This is a genomic window from Vallitalea maricola (assembly GCF_036985595.1).
Lineage (GTDB): Bacteria > Bacillota > Clostridia > Lachnospirales > Vallitaleaceae > Vallitalea > Vallitalea maricola.
Genome location: NZ_BTPU01000027.1, coordinates 42,342 through 65,946, shown reverse-complemented (window position 1 = coordinate 65,946; position 23,605 = coordinate 42,342). Strand labels below are relative to the sequence as shown.

At 31.7% G+C, this 23,605-nt stretch carries 22 protein-coding genes; 3 read left to right on the top strand and 19 right to left on the bottom strand.

From position 1 onward, the window contains the following. Positions 1-462: 462 nt before the first annotated feature. Positions 463-1,422 (top strand): hypothetical protein, encoded by a 960-nt coding sequence (locus AACQ14_RS09020; RefSeq protein WP_339363254.1) that lies wholly within the window; start codon positions 463-465, stop codon positions 1,420-1,422. A gap of 127 nt (positions 1,423-1,549) precedes the next feature. Here AACQ14_RS09020 and AACQ14_RS09015 read toward each other — a convergent pair whose 3' ends face one another. The 14 genes from AACQ14_RS09015 to selB form a co-directional block, all read right to left on the bottom strand. Beyond that, positions 1,550-3,070 carry an extracellular solute-binding protein gene (locus AACQ14_RS09015; protein WP_339363253.1) on the bottom strand — a complete coding sequence of 507 codons (1,521 nt, stop codon included), beginning with the start codon at positions 3,068-3,070 and terminating at the stop codon, positions 1,550-1,552. A 125-nt stretch (positions 3,071-3,195) separates the two neighbouring features. Then, positions 3,196-4,509: a S41 family peptidase gene (locus AACQ14_RS09010; RefSeq protein WP_339363252.1), complete on the bottom strand. Its 1,314-nt coding sequence runs from the start codon at positions 4,507-4,509 to the stop codon at positions 3,196-3,198. Positions 4,510-4,520: 11 nt separating this feature from the next. Beyond that, positions 4,521-5,336, bottom strand: a complete 816-nt coding sequence (locus AACQ14_RS09005) for a hypothetical protein (protein ID WP_339363251.1) — start codon at positions 5,334-5,336, stop codon at positions 4,521-4,523. Then, positions 5,329-5,682, bottom strand: a complete 354-nt coding sequence (locus tag AACQ14_RS09000; RefSeq protein WP_339363250.1) for a PadR family transcriptional regulator — start codon at positions 5,680-5,682, stop codon at positions 5,329-5,331. The genes AACQ14_RS09005 and AACQ14_RS09000 overlap by 8 nt, the downstream gene beginning before the upstream one ends. A gap of 151 nt (positions 5,683-5,833) precedes the next feature. Then, positions 5,834-6,574 (bottom strand): hypothetical protein, encoded by a 741-nt coding sequence (locus tag AACQ14_RS08995; protein WP_339363249.1) that lies wholly within the window; start codon positions 6,572-6,574, stop codon positions 5,834-5,836. Between the two features lie 91 nt (positions 6,575-6,665). Continuing rightward, complete coding sequence (locus AACQ14_RS08990; protein ID WP_339363248.1) at positions 6,666-7,424, bottom strand: type II toxin-antitoxin system prevent-host-death family antitoxin; 759 nt, start codon at positions 7,422-7,424, stop codon at positions 6,666-6,668. 173 nt (positions 7,425-7,597) lie between these two features. Beyond that, a complete protein-coding gene (locus AACQ14_RS08985; RefSeq protein WP_339363247.1) occupies positions 7,598-8,122 on the bottom strand; it encodes a peptidylprolyl isomerase in 525 nt (174 codons plus the stop codon). Positions 8,123-8,220: 98 nt separating this feature from the next. After that, a complete protein-coding gene (gene arcC, locus AACQ14_RS08980) occupies positions 8,221-9,168 on the bottom strand; it encodes a carbamate kinase (RefSeq protein ID WP_339363246.1) in 948 nt (315 codons plus the stop codon). A 23-nt stretch (positions 9,169-9,191) separates the two neighbouring features. After that, entirely contained in the window at positions 9,192-9,527 is a 336-nt protein-coding gene (yedF, locus tag AACQ14_RS08975) for a sulfurtransferase-like selenium metabolism protein YedF (RefSeq protein WP_339363245.1), read from the bottom strand. Between the two features lie 391 nt (positions 9,528-9,918). Then, the gene (locus tag AACQ14_RS08970; RefSeq protein WP_339363244.1) at positions 9,919-10,929 is read right to left on the bottom strand and encodes an electron transfer flavoprotein subunit alpha/FixB family protein; all 1,011 of its coding nucleotides are present in this window, start codon (positions 10,927-10,929) and stop codon (positions 9,919-9,921) included. Between the two features lie 24 nt (positions 10,930-10,953). Further along, positions 10,954-11,739 (bottom strand): electron transfer flavoprotein subunit beta/FixA family protein, encoded by a 786-nt coding sequence (locus tag AACQ14_RS08965; RefSeq protein WP_339363243.1) that lies wholly within the window; start codon positions 11,737-11,739, stop codon positions 10,954-10,956. A 12-nt stretch (positions 11,740-11,751) separates the two neighbouring features. Next, on the bottom strand, positions 11,752-12,891 hold the full coding sequence (locus AACQ14_RS08960) for an acyl-CoA dehydrogenase (RefSeq protein WP_339363242.1): 1,140 nt from the start codon (positions 12,889-12,891) through the stop codon (positions 11,752-11,754). 55 nt (positions 12,892-12,946) lie between these two features. Next, entirely contained in the window at positions 12,947-13,363 is a 417-nt protein-coding gene (locus AACQ14_RS08955; protein WP_339363241.1) for a MaoC family dehydratase, read from the bottom strand. Between the two features lie 422 nt (positions 13,364-13,785). Beyond that, complete coding sequence (gene selB, locus AACQ14_RS08950) at positions 13,786-15,681, bottom strand: selenocysteine-specific translation elongation factor (RefSeq protein WP_339363240.1); 1,896 nt, start codon at positions 15,679-15,681, stop codon at positions 13,786-13,788. 230 nt (positions 15,682-15,911) lie between these two features. Between selB and AACQ14_RS08945 the strand changes: the two genes are divergently transcribed. Next, a complete protein-coding gene (locus tag AACQ14_RS08945; RefSeq protein ID WP_339363239.1) occupies positions 15,912-16,649 on the top strand; it encodes an L-2-amino-thiazoline-4-carboxylic acid hydrolase in 738 nt (245 codons plus the stop codon). 119 nt (positions 16,650-16,768) lie between these two features. Here AACQ14_RS08945 and AACQ14_RS08940 read toward each other — a convergent pair whose 3' ends face one another. Then, positions 16,769-18,349: a BCCT family transporter gene (locus tag AACQ14_RS08940; RefSeq protein ID WP_339363238.1), complete on the bottom strand. Its 1,581-nt coding sequence runs from the start codon at positions 18,347-18,349 to the stop codon at positions 16,769-16,771. Between the two features lie 304 nt (positions 18,350-18,653). Here AACQ14_RS08940 and AACQ14_RS08935 point away from each other — a divergent pair, with 304 nt between their 5' ends. After that, positions 18,654-19,217: a glycerol-3-phosphate responsive antiterminator gene (locus AACQ14_RS08935; protein ID WP_339363237.1), complete on the top strand. Its 564-nt coding sequence runs from the start codon at positions 18,654-18,656 to the stop codon at positions 19,215-19,217. A gap of 11 nt (positions 19,218-19,228) precedes the next feature. Here the strand turns inward: AACQ14_RS08935 and AACQ14_RS08930 are convergent, their stop codons facing one another. From AACQ14_RS08930 to AACQ14_RS08915, 4 genes are read right to left on the bottom strand one after another with little or no spacing between them, the layout of a single operon-like run. Further along, positions 19,229-20,500 (bottom strand): FAD-binding oxidoreductase, encoded by a 1,272-nt coding sequence (locus AACQ14_RS08930; protein ID WP_339363236.1) that lies wholly within the window; start codon positions 20,498-20,500, stop codon positions 19,229-19,231. After that, on the bottom strand, positions 20,493-21,398 hold the full coding sequence (locus tag AACQ14_RS08925; RefSeq protein WP_339363235.1) for an electron transfer flavoprotein subunit alpha/FixB family protein: 906 nt from the start codon (positions 21,396-21,398) through the stop codon (positions 20,493-20,495). Before AACQ14_RS08925 ends, AACQ14_RS08930 begins: the two co-directional genes overlap by 8 nt. Continuing rightward, positions 21,395-22,156, bottom strand: coding sequence for an adenine nucleotide alpha hydrolase family protein (locus AACQ14_RS08920; RefSeq protein ID WP_339363234.1), 762 nt, complete (start codon positions 22,154-22,156; stop codon positions 21,395-21,397). The genes AACQ14_RS08925 and AACQ14_RS08920 overlap by 4 nt, the downstream gene beginning before the upstream one ends. Positions 22,157-22,161: 5 nt before the next feature. Continuing rightward, positions 22,162-23,595, bottom strand: coding sequence for an FGGY-family carbohydrate kinase (locus AACQ14_RS08915; RefSeq protein ID WP_339363233.1), 1,434 nt, complete (start codon positions 23,593-23,595; stop codon positions 22,162-22,164). Positions 23,596-23,605 lie beyond the last annotated feature (10 nt).

The following is a 23,605-nucleotide window of genomic DNA, read 5'->3' as shown; positions in this document are numbered from 1 at the left end:
TTACAATTCTTTTTGTATATATTTTACTATATAAATTTAGTAATATACTTTTTGCTTGGAATAAGTAACAAATACCCTTAGCAAAAGATAATTTTCTTTGATTTACGTTAATTTTATTGAATTTTTTGGTTTATTTAGTCGTATAAAATAGGTCTAATCGCTATATAAAAATAGTGTCTAGCTCCCTCTAATCTCTTTTTTTAGCACTTTTTCTAAACATTTAGCTATTTTAAAAAATTTATAGCTTTTTTCAGTTATTTCGGCAAATTATTAATCTAATTATATGTATAATATAATTACAGGCTGCTAGATTATATTATTAAGGAGTGTGATAATCCCCTTTTAAAAATGGTACAAGCTGCATGAGGACTTGTTTCATAAGTTTGAATATATATGATGTGAATTCTTGAATAGATAGTGGTTTATATTATTTTATTTAAAAATTATTAGAGGAGTGTTTTTATGAAAAAATTGTTTAATATTTTCGTGGTGCTTTTATTAGTTATGTTGCCTGTATCATCAGTGCACGGAGCTAGTTCAATTACAAAGTCCAGTGTTGTTGAACCATTAGTGAAGTCATCCCCAATTTACATAGTAGGACCTTATGATGAAAATTCAAATACAGGTTATGTTAAATATACTGATGATAATGGAGACTATTATGCTAGAGTTAGAGAAACAAAATTAGTTAAAGGCCCTTCAGATGATGACCCAGTTGTTGATTACAAGAGATTTGGAACTATCTATAGAACAGATAATTTCTCAGGAACATTAAATGAAACAGTTTCTATATCCCATTCTGTTTCTACTTCTGAGTCAAATACAACATCTGTATCTGTATCCTTGGGTATAAAAATATCCAAAATTTTTTCATCAAATGTGAGTACGAGTCATTCACAGACCATTACCAAAACAGTAGGAAATACTGTTACAAAAAGCTATAGCAAAGGTTTTAATTATGGTTTTCCAATAGGGAATGCTCCTGCTAATTGTACTAAAGCAGAAAGAGGAGTTGGATTCCAATTTTCAACCTATCGTTCACTTATTGATGTAAAAAAATTAGTTAACGTTCAGAAATACATTGATATCATAAGAGTAAGACATGTCAATGAATGCAGTATCTGTAACGGTGGTGGTGATTTAGGAAGACCAATTCCAGGGCATTTTCATGATGGTTTTGTTGGAAATATTTATACATTAGCAGATGGAACAGAAGAAAGAGTCGAAGATTATTTCCTAGATAATATGATAAGAATGGGAATAATAAACACAGAAACTATGCAATTCAGAAAAAATGTAAAAGAATGGAAGAGAGAGGTTGTTGTAGGAGAAGTTAAGATACCTACAAATGTTTTAGTAACAACATATTTTGATAAAGATGGTAATATTATAGACGAAAACGGAAATATTGTAAATTACTGATGATCTATTATCCGATTATGGCAGTCTGTTTATGAACTAAATTTAATGGGCTGTCGGATAATACATCTTCCAAGACTTGTAGCCTTCTCCAAAAATGTATTATCCGACAGCCCCATTTATAATTTATTTATTTTAGCTTTTCCTGTGCTAACTCTGTAATTTCTTCTCCACCAGCCTTATACCATTTTTCAACGAATTCATCAAATTTTTCAATATCTATTTCACCATTGATGATTTTATAGGAATATTCTTTGTAGAGACTGGTCATTTCATCCCAATTAGTACTATACTCCTTAGGAATTTCAAAATTAATATCTTCAGTGTAATATTTAGATGCTATATTCAGGGATTCTTGAGCTATGTCAGACAGTAATGGAATTGGTGATTCCCATGAGGGTACATCAAAAAATCTGGCATACCACTCTTCACCTTTTTTAGTACGTGTAATATTACCATTATTATCTGTTGTATAATCTCTTCCTTGAATTCCAAGTCTATCTAATAATTGTCCCTCATCAGAAGCCATAAATTCTAGTACTCTAAAAGCCAGATCTTTATGCTCAGACTGAGTAGATATTGCAAAACCTTTATCCTCTCTTGTAACATCTACTGGAGCTAATCCATTGCCGCTATTTCCTATAGGAGGATCAAGGGGTATCAAATCAGTTTCAACTCCTGCATTTCTAAGTTTGGTATTATAGATTTCAATGACTTTTCCTGCTGAACCTATAACCATACCGACTTTTCCTGTATATAATTTTTCCTCCATAGAATCCCATTTAGTTACAGCATAATCTGGATCAAGTATTTTTTCTTCTACCAATTTACGATAAAAAGCTAATTTCTCTTTTTCACACCAACTTACCTTTGAATAGATATATTTACCAGTTTCGTCTTTTATCCAAGTGGTAGGCATTGAAAAAGCAGCATTGAAAATATCATCAAGTCTATCTGTATCTCCTGTAACTGTTACGCCATAAGTATCTTTTTCACCATTATGATCAAAATCACTGTTAGCAAATGCGCTTAATACAGTATAATAATCCTGGACCGTCTCAGGAATTGGTAATTCTAACTCATCTAACCAATCTTTTCTGACCACTGCTATCTTAGGTGTGTTATATCTTATCCTTAACAAATATGGATACGAATCTATACGTGATTTATTGTATTCTTCCATAGCTTTACCCAATACTTTTGAATCATTAATATAATCCGTCAAATCAACTAACATACCCTGTTCAACATATTTTTTATCAATTTCATCCCTAAACCACATGATATCAGGAATATTACCGTCAGCAATCAATTCATCTAATTTTTCAGAATAACTTCCTTGAGGAAGCTGTACTAATTCTAACTTCGCTTTTATTCCATTTTTTGATAATGCAGAATTTATTTCATCAATATACTCTAAATCGTCAGGATCAGACGGCATAAAATCTTTCTCTACTAGAGTCAATGTTACTCTATCATCATCCTGTGACTTTTCTATATCCTCTGAATCATTATCCTCGTTATTAATCTCTATGGCTGTATGGGTACTTTTATCTCTAGATGTTGTTTCGCTATAACTTTTGCATCCATACAATAAACCTATAGCTAAACAAAAATATAATAATAGTCCTATAATTTTTCTCTTTTTCATAAATATCCTCCTCTGCTGTTATTGTATATATTTATAGATTAACCCTATGTCCTATCTTTCATACCTATAAATCGCAAGTACAATATTACAGCAGTGGATATTTCAATACATATATTATCCCGAATTTACTTTTTCATAATTTTATTCATCACTGGGTCTACACCATTAATAAAATCATCTAAATAATACTTTATATTGATATCTGGATATATAGAATCCTCATCATTATTACTATGTTTAAAATATTTGGTAGAATATTGGATTGTAATACCAGTGTTGGGTAATTTGAAAGTCTTTATTTCACCATAATGGTTTGGTTTACCTCCAGTTGGACTACCGATAAGTGTCGCATTGGTTTCTTTTTTCATAGATAGAGTATTAAGTATTGCAGATGAAAAAGTATCACTGCCAATAACTACATACAAATTATCTTTTGTATTGATAGCTTTATTTTTAGCAAGTTTATCAATTAGTGGCTCAATAATACGAGAATCTCCTCCACCATTGAATCTCATGTCAAATACAAATTTCTCTACTTCTTTATCTTCTATGAATGCTGATAATTCATCTATGAATTCATTTATTGGTTTTTCCTTATTATTCATACATACATTATATTGAAAATATATTAATTTCTCTTCTGACAAGTATTCATACCAATATGGATTGTTTGTGTTTTTAATATAGATCATGTCAGCTATCTTAGGGTATTTACTCACGATAGAAACCCATTTGTTATTACTTTGAGTCGATAAGCTCTTAAGGTCTAATGTGATTTTTTCACCTTCTGAATTCTGGAAAACATATTTACTTTCTTTTATATCTTTGATATATCCATATTCATATAAGAAGTCAGCATTTATTAGATAATTCAGAGTGCCTTTCAATAATTGTACATCATTATCCCTAGAGATCATGTCTCCCATCTTATCAATAATGTTTTCTACTGGTTCATTACCTATCTGTATCAATTTGGTTCCTAATATCTCTTTATACTCTTGTGTCGTATTAGTAACAACTATCCCATCTTCAAATATCATAAATTTCAAGGGGAAATATCTCACATTCATATTTTCTATAACAGTAGTGTGTCCATCACCTATTTTTGCAACTAATCTTTTGATTCCTATAACTCTTCCTATATTATTCAAATCAGGTATTTTTTCCAATAATAGGTTAGTTTCTTTCCCTAATTCATTTTTACTTATAGTATGATAAAGGTTCTTATGTCTTGATTTTAAGTTCTTAGCTAGATATGAGATATCTTGTCTCCATAATTCAATAATATCTTCATAATTACCATTATCGCTTAAGCTATTAATATCTATCTTAGGGATACTGCCTTCTGCATTGTCTTTTGGCATTTTTATAAAAAGAACTGCTATCATAATGATAGCTAAAACTACTAAAACTATATACTCTTTATTATTTTTCTCCATTATTATTCCCCCTATCTAACATTATGTACGAAGTACATACATTTATCCATAACCCCTTTGACGAAACCACTTAAATCAGGTACTTTGCTATATATATAATCCTTCATGAGCTGAGTATCTTCTACTATCATTCTTACAAATTCTCCTTTTCCACTTTGGGAATAGAAACCAACTTTTGCATTGATTTCTTTACCTATGGCTACCTTTGCTTTTGCATATCCTCCATAAGCAAATTCTTTAGCTATAGCAGCTCCACCTATTGATATGTAGTTGGAAAAAGCTGCTCCTCCTATAGCAAATAATCCAGCTATAGCAAGTCCTCCAATACTAACCACTCCTGACAATGCAGCTCCTCCAATACCAAGTAATAATGCAAAGCTTACACCTCCAAAAGAAATGACACCTATTGAAATACCTCCCAAACTGATAATACCAATTGATATGGAACCACATGCAATAATTCCCTTGGCAGCTCCCAGAGGCTTATTATTGATATGAACAAGGGGTATTCCCATAATAGTTTTTTTAGATTTGTATTCATAACTTCTATAATTATGATTATTTATCTGTATTAACGGGGTTCCTAGAATCGTTTTCTCAGATACATACTGATATTTAGTAAAGAGGTTTACTCCCATATTTTCTGCAAATTCTTCAGCTACTTGTTCAGGCTCTCCCAGCAGCTTATATGGGTCTGATTCGTTTAGTTCTAATGCCTTTTCCTCCATCATTATATGCAAATCATTTCTTATCCTTTTCTTATAACTTTTACTGCAATCTATTCTTCTCAAAACTTTGTTAACATATCTTTTATGCGCCTTATTCATTTATATCACCTTCTATACCAAGAATTTTATTAGTTATAAAAACAAAGTTATTCCATTCTTTTAGATAATCATTAATCTGATTGATACCCTTATCAGTTATCTTATAATATTTTCTTGTAATTTTTCTTTTCCCTTCCTCATGGAACATATAACTCTCAATGAAATCACTATCTTCTAGCCTATATAATACAGGATATAGAGAACCTTCCTTCAATGAATAGAATCCATTGCTGTTTTGTTCTAATTGCTGAATGATTTCATATCCATACATTTCCTTTTTGCTTATCAAGCTTAAGATAATAATCTCTAATGTTCCTTTCTTAAGTTGTTTTTTTATTCTCTCCAAATTTTTCATCCCTTTAGAAACTAAGTATTTAGTATTACTAAGTATATGTTAATACAAATAAACTATTGTGTCAAGAAATATTTAGCAAAAAAAGAGTATACCAGACCTATCTGATACACTCTTATTCACTCAATATAAGTATTTACTATTATTAATGATTACTTTCTGTATTCGGTTCTTCTTTTAGATAATCCTTTCCAAAAGTATATATTTTTTCGGTAATCGTAAAATCTTCATCTGCAACTTTTTCTAGTGTTGATATCCCTTTACCTTGTTCAAATGTTGTTCTGGCTTTCTTAAAATAATAATCGTCATTATCCTCAGTTATTACTGTCTCTGTTATAACAGTAGTATCTGTGACATCAATTATTTCAGTTTTGGCTTTTGCACCATAATACCAATCATGTTCCCATGAATTACCCACTTCAATAGGCATTTTCAACAAATAGAATTCTCGGTTGTCAAGATATACAGGTGAACCTTTATGGCTTAACTTAATTCCATCATCAGTTATTTGAAAATCTTTTGTGAATGTGGAATCATGACCAGTCTCTCCATCACTAAGATCATCTTCTTCGCCTTCAATAATAATATGCTTAACACCATCTTCTGTGTAACACTTGGTTATTTCTTCACTTCTTCCATAATCTAATGTTCCGTTATATATCCAGCCAAAACCTATTTCATCTGGAAAAATTTTATCTAAAGTAATCTTATCATCTACTATATCATCTTCTACAACTTTTTCATCATTATCCTCATTAACAACAATACTTTTACTTGATTCATTTGATCTGTATACATTTACATCTAATTTATCTTTTTTATTAGATGGATTGCATCCTGAAATTAATACTGCTAATATTACTAAAAACATAATTATCTTTCTCATTAATATTTCTCCTCACTTTTGCCTATTATAATTGTCCCAATGAGTATATCATGAAAATGTTTAGAAATTATTACTATATAATTAATAATAATTAAATTAACTCAAATATATCATTAATACTAACCTCTAATTCTTCAAAGTGGTAAGACTTAAGTATATCACCTGGTTTATAAGAATAGAATTCCTCTATTTGAAATTTATCAAACCCATATACTAATATATTTTTTTTCTTAGGGTCAATAACCCAAAATTCTTTTACACCTGATAACATATAAGTATTTAATTTATCTACCATATCTCTAGATCTTGTACTTAGAGATAAAATCTCTACTACAAGTGTAGGTGTTCCCATATAACGTCCTTTTTCATTAACTGTATCTTCTGTATCACAAGCAATTAACAAATCAGGCTGCAAGACATCTGGTTCCTTAAAATCAATTTTATTGAAATGTACATCAAATGGTGCATAGAATACTTTGCACTTCTTACCTTTCAGGAAACCTCTTAATATAACATGAAGGTTACCTGATATTTCTTGATGAAATGTACTAGGAGAACCTAAAATGATAATCTCTCCATTAATAAACTCCATTCTCAATTCAGTTTTTTCATATATCTCCATAAATTCTTCATATGATACCTTTTTACCTCCATATTGATAGTCCACTGTTTCTTCTCTTATAGTATAATATCGTTCGATATCAGTAATATATGGAGTTAGTCTTGCTGCTTTTTTTCCATTTTTGGTTATAACTATTTCATTGTCATCAATTGCATAATCTAAGTATTTTCCTAGATTATTCTTTAGTTCTGTTGCTGTAATTGTTTTCTTTAGATTATTATATTCCATTATCATCACCCCGTACAATAATCATATTATATCATACGATTATTGTCAATATCAAAATATATTGTACGATCAATAGTACATTTATACATAATCTAAAAAAACAAAAACCATATATGATTGCTTAGCACTTAATAATGCTAGGCAAACAATATATGGTCTATATAATCTCATTGTTACACTGTAACTACTTCATCATATTCTACACCAAATGTATCTACAGTAACTTTTTTTATTATTTGTGGTTCATAAGGTTTATCTTGATAATCTCTATCAACACTTACAATTTTATCAGCCTCTTCTATACCAGAAACCACCTTGCCAAATGCTGCATATTGACCGTCTAGATGTGGTGCATCTGCAACCATTATAAAAAATTGTGAACCAGCTGAATTAGGATTAGCTGATCTAGCCATAGATATTACACCTTTTGTATGTTTTAGATCATTAGTGAATCTATTCATGTTGAATTCACCTTTTATTGAATATCCTGGACCACCCATTCCAGTACCATCTGGACATCCACCTTGAATCATGAAACCAGGAATTACTCTATGAAAAGTAAGCCCATCATAAAATCCTTTTTCAACTAATGAAATAAAGTTATTAACTGTGTTTGGAGCTATATTAGGATATAATTCTATTTCAATCTTATTACCATTCTCAATTTCCATTGTAACTATAGGGTTTTTATTCTCCATTATTATCACCTTTCAATAAATATTTTGATATCATTTTTATTGTTTCCATTATATTGTAATCTATAATGAAGAATTCTTCAATAATTTTCTATTTACCTCTATTTAGATATTATAGTACCTTTATCTCCTATAACTGCTTCTTTCAATTCCTCTGGACATGTAATTATAGCTTTATTTCCACCATTCTCAAGGAAATTTATACAAGCATTAATCTTAGGAAGCATACTTCCTGGAGCAAAATGTCCTTCATCTCGTAGATTCTTTATTCTGTCCATATCCACATTGTGAAGTTTTTCTTCATTCTCTTTACCAAAATTAATGCATACATTAGGTACTGCAGTAGATATAATAAATAAGTCAGCATTAAGTTCACGAGCTAATAAACTTGATGCATTATCTTTATCTATTACAGCATTAACACCTATCAAATTATCTTCTTCATCTCTTATAACAGGTATTCCGCCACCACCTACAGCTATAACTGTAACACCTTTTTCTATCAATAATTCAATTGAATCTTGCTCAATAATATTTATTGGCATAGGTGATGGCACAACTCTTCTGTATCCTCTTCCTGAATCATTTACTAATATCCAATCTGGATGCTCTTCTTTTATTTTGTCTATCTTGTCTTCACTATAGAATGAACCAATTGGTTTTGAAGGATTTGAAAAAGCTTTATCGTTTTTATCAACCTCAACTTGACTTACAACAGTAGTAGCCTTTTTCTTCATTCCTCTTTTATGAAATTCATTCTGTAATGCTTGTTGTATTTGATATCCTATAGCACCTTGTGTATCTGCATCACAATTAACCAAAGGTACAAGATGCATATCATCGGTTTCATGAGCGATTTCTGAACGCCTCATGATAAATCCTACTTGTGGACCATTACCATGCGTTACAATTACTTCATATCCTTCTTCAATTACATCAACAATATGCTTAACTGTTTCACAAACTGCTATGTATTGATCGTCTACAGATTGCCTTTTATCTTTGATTAAAGAATTACCCCCAATAGCTATTACAGCTAACTTACCCATAACACCTTTCCTCCAATCAAGTTTTAAATTGTTATTACACTTTTTGCTTCCATCATCGTTGATGAAATCTCCTCCATATTACTTATCCTACCAACCATCATCTTATCTTTTAACTCATAAAAATTGATACATGTTCCACATGCCAACAACTCAACTCCTGATTCACTTAATCCAGTAAGCACATCAAGAACTGTAGAACCTTTTGCTGTAAGTTTCACACCAGCATTATAGAACAATATTGCTTCAGGTTTTTCATTTCTAGCCCAAATTTTCTTTAGAAAAGCCCCCATTAACTTTTCTCCTAAAATTCTATCTCCTTGACCAAATACATCATTATTAATAACTATAACTTTTTCCATTTTTATCACTCCTATAATTTTTTATCATCATATTATAACATAAAGATGTTAAATCTATGAATATCTTTTTATAATTTATAGTAGTAATTTTGAAAAAAGTTATATAAATCATTCTTTTCTTATGATTAATTATAATATTTAATACTCTTATATAATGTATTCCTGAATGGAAGAAGCCTTATCTCAAATTAAGAAATAAGACTTTTTATAGGATATTTAATATGTAAATTAATTATAACACATTGTGTACAATTGACCATAATATTTTTTGAATAAATTCCAAAATACTTTGTTTAATATAATAATTTTATATTTTTAGTATATTATTGTAAATATTAATCAGTAAAACTTTAATTAATTCTATCCAGAATTCATATATTATATAGCTTTTTTACCTGTTTTCCTTAATGACTTTTAATTGGTTAATCAATTCAGGTATAACTTTATGAACATCACCAACTATGCCTAAATCAGCTACTTCAAATATTGGTGCCTCTGAATCTTTGTTTATTGCTATAATGTAGTCTGATTCTTCCATACCTGCTAGATGCTGAATAGCTCCTGATATACCACATGCAAAATATAAACCTGGTCTAACAGTTTTACCAGTTTGACCTACTTGATGGTCTTTATTAATCCATCCAGCATCAACAACCGCTCTAGATGCAGATACCTGTCCTTTCAATTCTTTGGCTAATTCTTTTAATATGGTGAAATTGTCAGCTTTACCTATTCCTCTTCCTCCAGATATAAGTACATTAGCATCTTCAATATTGATTTTCTCTTTTTCTTCTTTTACTACTTCGAGGATTTTATAGGTCATGTCAGATTCGTTAATGTCCATATTGTATTGTTCCACATCTCCTTCTCTCGAAGTATCTTTTTCTAACTTTTGCATAACCCCTGGTCTGACTGTTGACATCTGGGGTCTATAATTAGGACATATAATCGTTGCTAATATATTACCTCCAAAAGCAGGTCTTGTCATAAGAAGATTATTATTTTCTTCATCAATCTCTAGAGATGTGCAATCTGCAGTAAGTCCTGTATGTATTCTAGCTGATATCCTTGGTGCAAGATCCCTTCCTATTGCCGTTGCACCAAATAATACAATTTCAGGTTTTCTATCATTTATGATTGTACTCATAGCTTTTGTATAAGGTTCTGTCATATATACTTCAAAAGCCTTATCATCTGCATAGATAACTTTATCTGCTCCATAATAGATTAATTCTTTTGTTTTATCCATCATATTATATCCAATTAATACCGCTATTAACTTTTCGCCTAGATTATCTGCTAATTCTCTTCCTTTGCCAAGAAGCTCTAGAGAAACTTTGCTTATGATACCTTCTCTTTGTTCCACAAATACTACTACACCTTTATATTCATTAATATTCATCCTTATACCTCCTTTCCCCGCTGGTTATATAATGTATTTTTCTTGTAGTTTCTTAACAATTATTCTAGCCGCTTCTTCATTATCTACTTCAAATACTTTTCCTGCAGTTTTAGCACCTTTTGTAAATGATTTTTTTACTTTGGTAGGTGAACCCTTAAGTCCAATAGTAGATCGGTCATCTATATCTAAATCATCTAATTTCCATACTTTTATTTCTTTTTCTCTATATGCATCTATTATTCCACTAACTGACATATATCTTGGTTTATTCATTTCACTTAGAGTAGTAATCAAACATGGCATTTTGACTTCTATAATATGATATCCATCTTCAAAAGCTCGTTTAAGTATTAGTTTGTCATCCTTCTTCATTAGATTCTCAACATAACTTACATGAGGTATCTTGAGATGTTCAGCAATCTGAGGTCCAACTTGAGCTGTATCCCCATCAATAGCTTGACGTCCTGCAATTATTAAATCATAATCAAGTTTTTCTAATGCCTTTGAAATAGTAGTTGATGTTGCCCATGTATCAGCACCTGCAAAGGCTCTATCACTTAATAATATTCCTTCATCTGCTCCCATTGCCAAAGCTTCTCTAAGAGCATCTTTTGCTTGTGGAGGTCCCATTGTTATTACTGTTACAACACCACCGTATTTGTCTTTTAATGTTAGAGCTGCTTCTAGTCCTCTTTTATCGTCAGGGTTGATAATACTTGGTATACCATCTCTTATGAGTGTTCCTGTTTCTGGATTGATCTTCACTTCTGTTGTGTCAGGAACTTGTTTTATACACACGACTATATTCATTATCTGACCTCCTTATTTTAGCAAACCAGTTGCTATTACCATTTTCTGAACTTCGGAAGTTCCTTCGTATATTTCTGTTATCTTAGCATCTCTCATCATTCTTTCAACGGGGTATTCCCTGGTATAACCATAACCACCATGAAGCTGTACTGCTTTTGTGGTGACTTCCATTGCTGTTTCTGCAGCAAATAACTTAGCCATAGCTGCATGGGAACTATAAGGTTCATCGTTATCTTTCGCTCTTGCCGCTCTATAGACAAGCAATCTTGCAGCATCCACTTTGGTCTGCATATCTGCAATAGTGAATTGTGTATTCTGGAATTTCGATAGAGCTCTATTGAATTGTTTTCTCTCTTTTACGTATTTTATAGTTTCATCAAGGGCACCTTGGGCTATTCCAAGGGCTTGTGCTGCTATACCTATACGTCCTCCATCAAGGGTTTTCATTGCTATGCCAAAACCTTTGTTTAACCTTCCTAGTAAGTTTTGTTTTGGAACTTTACAGTCCCTGAATATTAGTTCACAAGTCGCTGAACCTTTTATTCCCATTTTCGATTCTTTTTTACCTACACTTAATCCTTCATAATCTTTTTCTACAATAAAGGCTGAGATGCCTCTTGTTCCTAGACTTTTGTCAGTCATTGCCATGATTATATAAATATCCGCATATCCTGAGTTGGTAATAAATATTTTTGAACCGTTTAGTATGTAATAATCATCTTCTAATCTTGCCGTGGTCTGTTGCGCTGAGGCATCTGTTCCTGCATTAGGTTCAGTTAATCCAAAGGCACCTAACAATTTACCTTCTGCTAATGGTTTAAGGTATTTTTCTTTTTGTTCTTTTGTGCCAAATTCATATATAGGCCAAGCGCATAAGGAAGTATGAGCAGATACAATTACTCCTGTAGTTGCACAAGCTTTTGATAATTCTTCTACTGCCATAGCATAGGCTAGATTGTCTCCTCCGCTTCCACCTACTTCTTTTGGGAATGGGATACCAAGCATCCCGTATCTTGCAAGTTTTTCTACTGTTTCTACTGGAAATCTTTCTTCTTCATCTACTTCACTTGCCAGAGGCTTTACTTCGTTTTCTGTAAATTCTCTGTACATTTTTTGCAGCATTTCGTATTCGTTAGAAATAGAAAAATCCATGTAATGGTTCCTCCTTTTTGTTGATATTTGTAATCTTTGATTCTATTATTAATTTTTATTTTGGGGGCATAACAGTTGCTATTCCTTCTAGTACAATTTTATCATTTTGATTAGTGCATATAGTTTTTAATTTGATGATGTTCTTTTCTTCTTTTTTCTCTATTACTTCTACTTGTGCTTTTATAGTATCTCCAAATCTGACAGGAGCGGTAAATTTGAGTTCTTGACCTAGATATATTGTTCCTGGACCTGGTAGTTGCATTCCAAGTACTGCTGAGATAAGTCCTGCGGTAAGCATACCGTGGGCTATGCGACCTTTGAACATGGATTTTTCTGCTTCAACCTGATTTATATGCGCGGGGTTCTGATCTCCTGTTATACCTGCATATAGGTATACGTCAGATTCGGTGATTGTCTTTTGGAATGAAGCTGTATCGCCAATGTTTAGGCTGGATATTGTTTTTCCTTTCATTATTTACCTCCTTGTGGGATTTTTTTAACAAAGTTATTACAGTTCTGTATTATCTTTATATTCTTAACTATATGATAAATCCTATAGGGAAAAAAAGCATCTAGTTAGGTATTATTTTATGGATAGTTAAGGTTTTTTTGTTATAGCTTTATTAATTGAATTGAACTTAGCAGGAGACTATTTATTTGTAATGGTGAGGGGGAATTGTCTTAATTTATAGGATGGGGGAGTATATTGTTTTTTTATTTATTGGATGGTATATGTTAGGATAGATTGTTAATTTATTATTAAAATAATTGGGTAATTAATATTGGAATGATTAGTGTAGTGCAAGTGGTATAGTATTCGTTTTACTTGCCTTTCTCCTGAAGGACCGGTCTGCGTAAAACGAATACTATACCACTTTTTGTTGGGTTTAATGATTATTTGGTTTTTAGTTGGATTCGGTAGTTGTTTAGTCGTTTGGTTAGACCTATTTGGTCTAGGTATTCTAGGATGATTATTGTTTGTTTTCTTCCTATTTGTAGGGTGTCTCTTACTTGCTGTACTGTTATTTTGTGGTGTTGGGTGAACAGGGTGTTGATATGGTGTAGTAGGTTGTCGTAATTTGTTTTATGGATGTAGGTGGTTTGGTTTAGTTTTATTATTTTATTTATTTGTTGGAGGAACTTTAGTTGGTGATTTAGTTGGTTAGTGTTGATATTGGTTTGTATAGTGTTAGTTATGTTAAAGCCTTGTAAGTTGGTTTTTAGTATTAGTTGTTCTAGTTTGTTTATTTGATTGTCTTGGTATATTTGGGTTATTCTTTGTTGTTTGTTTATAATGATTTGGTCGTTTGAGATGTTTAGTATGTTGTTTTTTTTGTATAGGGTTAATAGGGTGTCAAATTGGTCTTTGTTCCATTTCGGGAATGTTTTTGTTCTTAGGGTTTCTTTGTTTATTGATATAGTGTATTTGTTATTTTGGTAGTATTCTTCTATTGATTTTATTATTAGTTGTTTTAGGTAGGTGTTTGTTTCGTTGCTGATATAGTATTTGTTTGTTAGTTTTAGTATCTTTTGTTGGTTTAGTAGGGTGGATAGTGATTGATAGATGGTTTGTCGGTTGATATATAGATTTTTGAATATTTTGTCTATGGTAAATAGTTGATGGTTGGTTTGTAGTAGGTTGAGGATTATATGGGTTGGATTGGCTTGTTCCAGTAAAGTGAAGTAATCTACTGTTTTAGTTTGCAGGTGTGATAGTTTAGGTGATTTGTGAGATAGTATTCTGCCTCCTCCGATAGTGATTACTGGGGTTAGTGAGCGTATTATGAATTTATCTCCGAATACAGCTGTTACAGGTTTTTCTAGTCTTATTCTGGCGTAGGCTTTTTGATTTTTTTCTATGTTTTCTTGTTGAATTAATTTTAATTTTCCTATTACTTCTGTTGTTCCTATGTGTATTCTTACTTTTTGGTTATGTTTTATTGTGTAGTTGTCCATTAAGTTATAGATTACGGTATCTATGGAGAGTGTAGGGGATAATTCTTGTGGCTTTCCTATTACATCACCACGGTTTATTGATGATTTTTCTACTTTGGTTAGATTTATTGCGCATCTTTGACCAGCGTAGGCTTTATTCATTTCTGAACCATGTACTTGGATTCCTCTTACTTTTGAGTTTATTTTATTTGGAAGTATTTCGATAAGATCATCTTTGGTTATTTTGCCTCCTGTTATGGTTCCTGTTACCACTGTTCCATGACCTTTTATGGTGAATACTCTGTCTATGGGCATTCTGAATAGTTCGGCATTTCTTGTTTTATTTATTGTTTTGGATTGGTTAAGTATTATGTTTTTAAGATCGTCTATGCCTATATTTAGTTTGGAAGATACTTGACAGATAGGTGAATCTTTTAATGGGGTTTCTTTTATAAAAGATTTTATTTTTGTTATTGTATTATCAAGGTTTTCATTACTTATTAAGTCTATTTTTGTTATAACAATGATTATATTGGTTATGTCTAGCATAGAGAGTATGTTAATGTGTTCAATGGTCTGTGGCATGATGCCTTCGTCTGCTGCAATGATTAGTAGTGCCATATCCATTCCAGTTGCACCTGAGACCATTGTTTTTATTAATTTTTCATGGCCTGGTACATCTACGATAGAGAAAATCTTTCCATCTAAATAAAAGGGTGCAAAACCAAGTTCAATGGTCATCCCTCTTTGTTTTTCTTCTTTCAGTCTATCAGTATCGCAGCCTGTCAGTGCTTTTACTAATTCTGTTTTACCGTGATCTACGTGCCCTGCTGTTCCTATAATTAAATGTTCCATAATTTTCACCTTATATACTATTATTTATTTTATGATACCATAGAATACTTTATAATTCATCTATCAACCATAAAATAAATGATATATAAATCGGTGTAATATAGTATGAAATATAGAAGTCTAAGCTTTATTGATAATGATTATAAAAATCAATTGCAATCCATTGACAATTAGGCTGTTATTTGTTAAGTTATTATTATATAATTATAATACAAAGGAGTGATAGTGTTATGTCAGAGAATGATTATTATATAAAGCAGAAGGATAAACTTTCTAAGTCAATAGAAAAATTCTTGAAACCAATTACACCTGAATTAATTGACATATTCGGTAATAAAGAAGCTAGTGCAGTTAAACTAAAAGTCAAAAACGAGTATAATAAACTAATACCTCAGTTCCCTTATATTGGAGGTGATGACAACAAATTGACATCTAATCTTGTTCAAGCAAGTTGGGGTTTAGCCTTGTATAGAGTATTGGCCGAATACGACATCGAATTATATGATATTGGTAAATTAATCTATTTATCATTGACTAGATATTTTAATAAAATGCCTAGGTTTATAAGAAGAATCATGGGTAAAAGAATGTTTTCCAAATCAAAAGTAAGAAAAATGAAGAGAAGAGCCTTTATATCCAGAGAGAAAAAATATCCTTATGATTGGGTATGGGAAGTTAATGATGGTGATGGTATTAATTATGACCTTGCAATAGATTATACTGAATGTGGTATAGTTAAATTTTTTCATGATCAAGAGGCTGACGAATTAGTACCTTATCTATGTAATCTGGATTATGTTATTTTCAAAGCTCTTGGAATTGAGCTTCATCGTACTAAAACATTAGGCTGTGGCTGTGATTGCTGTAATTTCAGATTTATTAAAAATGGTACTCCCAGAGAACCATGGCCACCTTTTTTTGTTAATGATTGTGATACAAATATTAATAATAATAAACCAGCAAACTAAAATTTATCATGCATAGTGAAGATAAATATAATGACTAGATTAGATATTAATAGCTGTCTAATAAGACCTTAAGATTATGATATTTTCTCAAAATATTATAAGACAGCTATCTATAGCCTCTATTCTTTCGTAACTTCCTTAGTATCTTTTGATACAACATCGTACTTATCTGATTTTTTCATTATTAACAGCAAAGATACAATACTCAATATTCCTAAGAACAGTGCTGGAAAACCACCTAAATATGAGAGCATTTTAATTCCATCGAGACCAAGAGCAGCAATGAAAACCAAAGATATTGCACCTATAATAATCCCCCATACAACTTTAATTACTAGTGGTGCTTCTTGTCTTCCATCTTTAATTCCAGATGTACATATACTTGCCATAGCATTAGTTGTAGAATCTGTAGCTGTTATAAAGGAAATCATAACTGCAATCAAATAAATACCGATAATTAAACCAGAAAAAGGTAATTCACCTAGTACAGTATAGGCAGCCGCTGCTGAGCCTTGCTCATTCATCTTAGCAATTATATCAACCTTCCCAGTCATTTGATAATTAATTGTAGTACCTGAGAGTATTGTCATCCAGACCGTACTAAAAATACTTGGTATAATGAAATTCATCATAATGACTTCCTTGATTTTATAACCATAAGCTATCCTTGCTAGAAATACTGCTGACACAGGTGCCCATGCCATCCAATTAGACCAGTAGAACATTGTCCACCCTGAAGCCCATGAATCTCCAGAAGATGCACCAGTAAATAGAGCTTTTGAAAAAAGGTTGTCAATAAATCCACCAAAAGCTTCTGTTCCTAAGCTAAAGAAATAATTAAATGGACCAAGGATTAATAATGCTACAATGATAATATAATATAAATATACATTGACATCAGATAAAACTCTGATTCCTTTCATTAATCCTGTACCAGAGGAAATAATAAAGGCAGCTGTACCTATAATCGTAATAATAATCCAAATTGTTTTATCATTATTAATACCAAAAAGAGCATTTATCCCACCACCCATGTTCATAACAGCAGTGCCAAAAGAAGAAGAAATACCAGCAGCTACGGTAAAAAGCACAACTGCATCAATAACTCCATTGATTTTTTTTTGCTTATTGCTTGATATTAATGGTGATATTTGAGACCCAACACTAAATGAACGCCTCATATTATAATATGCAAAAGCAAATACAATGGTTGGTACCGCATAAATTCCATAAGGTATAAATGTCCAATGAAGAAACATAGTCTCCATTGCATATTTTGCTGCCTCTGGTGACATAGGAGCAATTCCTAATGATTCAGGTGGATAAGCCAAATGCCACATAGGTTCTGCAGTTCCCCAAAAAAGAATCCCAGCTGCAATCGTTGTACATAATGTTATAGCAAACCACGAAGATTTTTTTAGCATTGGTTTTGCGTTTTTTCCACCGATTCTCACTTCACCTAATGGTGAAAAATACGTTAATACAATGACGATTACACATAGTATACCAACAATACTAAACATCCACCCCATGTCACCAACCATAAAGTTCTTAGCCATTGTAGTTATATCTAAAAAAGTATTTGGATTCACAAAATTTAATACAATTGTCAATATCAGCAAAATAAATGCTGGAAAAAAAACAAATGGTCTAAACCTTTGTGATAACCATCTCTTTGACTTATTATTTAAATCATTCAAGATAAAACCTCCTCAAATTGTAATTAACCTTATCAATAAATGGTTATTAGATTAAGCTCGTTTTATAATAACCTTCAATTCATTATCTAGCACTATATGCTAGAAGCAATCGTATAATCAATATCTTATGTATAGGTAATTAGTTTTTTTAATAATAAATAATTTCAAATAAAATAATTTATTTAGTATAAACTAAACATCAGATGATAAATCTAGATTATATATTCAACTTGCTATTGGTTCATAATTCTGTATAATGAATATATAACCAACAATCTAATTATGTTCTAGAAAGGTGGCCAATATGCAAAACTTGTTAAATTTATTAGAAGATAATCCAATAATAGGTGGCATCAAAGATGACAAAGGATTAGAAGAAGTTCTAAATTCTGAATGTAATGTGGTATTTATTTTATATGGTAATTTATTAACCATTAGTGATATTGTAAATAAAGTTAAGAATTCAGGTAAATCTGCATTTGTTCATGTTGATCTACTTGAAGGTACGTCACATAAAAATATTGTTATTGACTATATTAAGGAAAAAACAAGAGCAGACGGAATTATTAGCACGAAAGCCCATATGATTCATGCCGCTAGAGAACGTGACCTTTTCACTGTACATCGTTTCTTTCTGGTAGACTCAATGTCCTTTTATAGTTTAGAAAAACAAATATCCCAATCAAGACCTGACTGTATCGAAATTATGCCAGGATGTATGCCAAAAGTATTAGGATGGGTTGTTGAATTAATAGATGTTCCTATAATTGCTGGTGGTTTAGTATGTGCAAAAGATGATGTCATGAATGCACTAAAAGCTGGTGCTACTGCAATCTCCACTACAAATACAGGTGTTTGGAAGATGTAGATTTTTCAAAATCATTTCTCCTTGTTTTGAGTTAGTATACTATCATTTATAGCATCAACAATATACTGTTTTATTTTCCCTATACCGTGTTCTGTGAAAATTGTGGCACCTTTTAAGTAGTTTTCAACAGATATATTCTTAATTATTTCTTTCGCTTCCATATATTCCTCATAATTTTGGGGGAGTAAATTCATATGTAAATGTGCATCCAACAAATGCCCAAATATAACATATTTAATATCAGTTTTTAAGTTAGCAAAATAACAAATGTCTGTAATCCCACTAATATCTGTTGATAATTTTGTTATTCCCTCATCAATTTTTTTGACATGTTCAATAAACATATTACAACATTCTGCTGCTGCATGTCTATAATTTGCCATTTTCTCAAGATCATCTTCTGTTGATACAGCTAAAGCTTTCTCAATATCACAGTGATGTTCTGCTGCTAATTCCATCAACATTTCTGCTGACATTTCAATGTCATCTTGATTATCAGAAAAAATCTCAGTATAAATCATATGCATACCTTTATCAAATGTTGGCACGCCTTTCAACTTGTCCATACCAGTACTGAATTCTTGTATGAGATCAATTGTACTATCACTTATATATTCAAAGGACAGTATATTCTTGATATCACTTTTTTTCACATCTTCGCTAAAACCAACAATATCCTTAATGCTGTCAAATAGAAATACAATACCCCATATATGGTTAAACTTTTTTATTAATTGTATGTGAAGCTTTGTAACAATACCTTCTCTTCCTTCTTTTTTATAATAATCGTTAACTTCATCTTTCATAGAAAGAATATGTTTAACCCCGCTAAAATCAATTACTTCAATACCTTTAAAATAATTTATGCTATCACCAAAATGATAATTTCTTGGACCTCTTGCCCCTGTAGAAAAGATACCTCCTATACTTGCGGTTTTCTCTGTGGAATCAACAGGAAAGATATAGCCTTTTTTCTCACGATTAACAAATTCATTAATAGCAAATAGAGGTACACCAGGCATTACGGATAGAATCTCCCCTTCAATACCTATTATTTTATCCATTTTACTCATATTCATTAGCAATCCACCCTGAGGTACACTTCCTCCAACAATTCCTGTTCTACCACCCTGTACAGTTATCGTTATATCTTCTTTACTACAATTACTAATTAAATCTACAACTTCTTCTTCACAAGTAGGAAACTCAATATAATCGCAGTATCCTTGTAATTTAGATTCATCACTTAAATAGTCTACATACTTATCTTTATATTCATTCATATGAATCACTCCAAAAATTCTCCAAATATTTTACAACCTCTTTATAATCACTCTGGATACAGTAATCCGAATTCTGCATTATTGGTGCATCTTTATCATCATTTACTGAAATAATAATTTTGCTCTTTTCAATTCCTGGATAAAAGGCTAAAGAACCTGATACACCCAAAGTAACACATAGTTTTGGATTATATATCTTGCCAGAAACACCAACTAAATGTTCTAGAGATACATAGCCACTCATACATACTGGTCTTGATGCACCTAAGTCAGCATCCATTTTGACTGCAAGTTCTTTTATTCTATCTAGGTCATTTTCTGCATCTACACCTCTACCAACAACAATGAGCATATCCTTATACTCATCTTTTTGCATAGGTTCCACCGATAGAATTTCGACAGAACTATTTTCACTGACTTTATGTATGTTCATAGTGGTCGCTGCAATTAATATCTCTTCTGATATAGGTACCGTCCTTGATAGAGCAATACAAAACTCCTTACTTGCAAATTCTGCTACTAAATTAGCTGCATAGACATATTTACTAAAAATAATATTTTCGTCATCAATCCTCATAGAACGAACATCAATTAAACCAGGAATATTCAGCCTAACAGACAATCTTCCTGCTAATTCTCTGGATAATATACTAGAATCAAAAATAATCCTTCTTGATGATTTCAATCTTCTTGCTAGATAATCCACAATAACTTCTGAATTACATATGCCAAATTCAATAACATCAATACTATCATCTACAGAAGTATATTGACTGACCTTGTCCGTAATAATGATTACCTCAAGAGAAAGTGTATAACCCTTAATAAACGTCATTAACTGCTTAAAATAGTTTTCATGTTCATTTCCGAAATCCGAAACAATTACTGTTATTTTCATTTTCGACTATCCTCAATAAGCTTTATCAGCTCTTCTTTCTCAATGACTTCATAATTTCTAGAATTATCAATGGTACTTAACTTTAACGGCTTCATTATCTTTATAGAGGATTCTTGATAATCTTCCATATCCATCTCATAGACTTCCTTTTTACTTCCCTCTATCTTATCTTTTAGGGTAGGAATTCTTAAAGAAGTACCAGGTGCATTATCAATAATCAGAATAATTGGTGCAGCAGCTTTTATTGTAATCGTACCAATATCACCTTGATAGGTAATTACTAATTGCTGATTACTGATTGATTCAATATTAATCACATTGCTTATGCATATCATATTTAACATCTCAGCTACATAAAATGGTGTCAAATAATTGTTGCCATTCGGAGCATTTGATCCAAAGGTAATGATATCTGCTCCAATACTTTTGGCATAATCTGCTATGATACTGCTTACAAGGTCAGGTCTAAAACGAATATCTGTACCTTTACTATCACAAACGGCAACTTGGTTAAACTTCAATCCATACATTTGCTTAACAAAAGATCTCACCTTTTTATCTGTAACTGTTATTCCAAAAATATTAGCCTCACTACTATCTCTTAGACGTAAAGATAGTTCAATAGCACTTGCATCACTTTCATTTACCATGGTCTTAATAAATGATGTATCAACAAATAGACGACCAGCAATGTGCCAGTCATCTTTTGTCATTTTTTCCAAATCTTCTATTACCTTAAAGCAATTTAGAATATTCATCCTCATCACCCAAATATTTCATGAGATTTTTTTAATAGATCATCTGTATATGAAGTTATATGTTTATATACTTTGTCATTCATTTCCTTATAAATACGCACATTTTTTTCAATTGGGACAAAGGTATCTCTTCGCTTTACCATATTTTCTATAGCTTCATTTCTATCTTGATAAATACCAAGAGCTAGGGCTGTACAGATTGCAGCTCCCATACTTGCAGAGCCATTTATCACATTTCGGTGAGCCGGAACACCAAAAACGTCTGCAAAAATCTGCATGAACAACTCCCCATTAGAACCTCCACCACTGACAATAATATTAGTTAAATCAATACCTAATTCATCACACATGGCTTGAGCATTATTCTTCATGGTTAAAGCAATACCCTCAAGAACAGACCTGAAAATATGAGGACCTTTGTGAGTTCCATTAAAACCAATAATCATGCCGCGCTTAAACTGTTTATCTGGAGGAGACAACCAATCCAGAATAGTATAGAGTCCGTCGCATCCAACAGGTACATCTTGTGCTAATATATTCAGATAAGCTTCAGGAGAAATTCCTCTTTTTTCTGCCTCCATTACTACATCGCTTCCCATTAAATCTTTAATCCATGTCACTGTTGTCATACCACGGCGAATACCGCTGCTTTCATATAGATATTCATCCTTGGTAGCACCAGGGTTTGTCCAATAATTGACTGTATTTTGATTATTTTTTTCACCAACCATCATGGATGTAATGTATGTACCTAATGACACAAGTACAGTACCATCATTTACTAATCCTGCTCCTAATCCTTCAACAGCCTTATCATTTGAAGTTGAAACAACAGGTAGCCCAGCTGGTATACCAGTAGCTTCACTTGCGAACTCTGTCATATAACCCATTACACTTGAAGGGTCTACTAGATCAAAAAGCATTTCTCTTGGTGTCGTATACGCATCAAATTTCTCTTTATCTTCATACCATTCCAAGGTAACTGGATCAATGGGCCAAGGTCCTACATAATTACTTCTTGTGTCCTTTGTTTCACCTGTTAATCTATAGGTTAGATAACCAGTAGTTGTTGTAACATATTTTACGTTATCGTCTTCATGTTCATATGGTCGTGATAATCGTATATCCATCCAGCTTTGAACTGGAGATGCTAAATTGCCATCTTCTTTGACTAATGCTCTACAACATCTAATAGAACCTAATCCAACACCAATAATATCGTTTTTATCTCCTTGAAACTTCTTAAACATTTCTTCACAAGCTAGTATTAAACTATCCCAAAGGTCATCATCTGGATGTAATGCTACTCCATTTTCATAGAGTTCAATCTCACGAAGTCTGACAGAATGGGAGCAAATTTCTGTACCCTGTAGATCAAAAATGGCTACTTTTGTACTTTGTGTACCCCCATCTATTGCTACAATATATTGATTATTCATTTCCTCACTC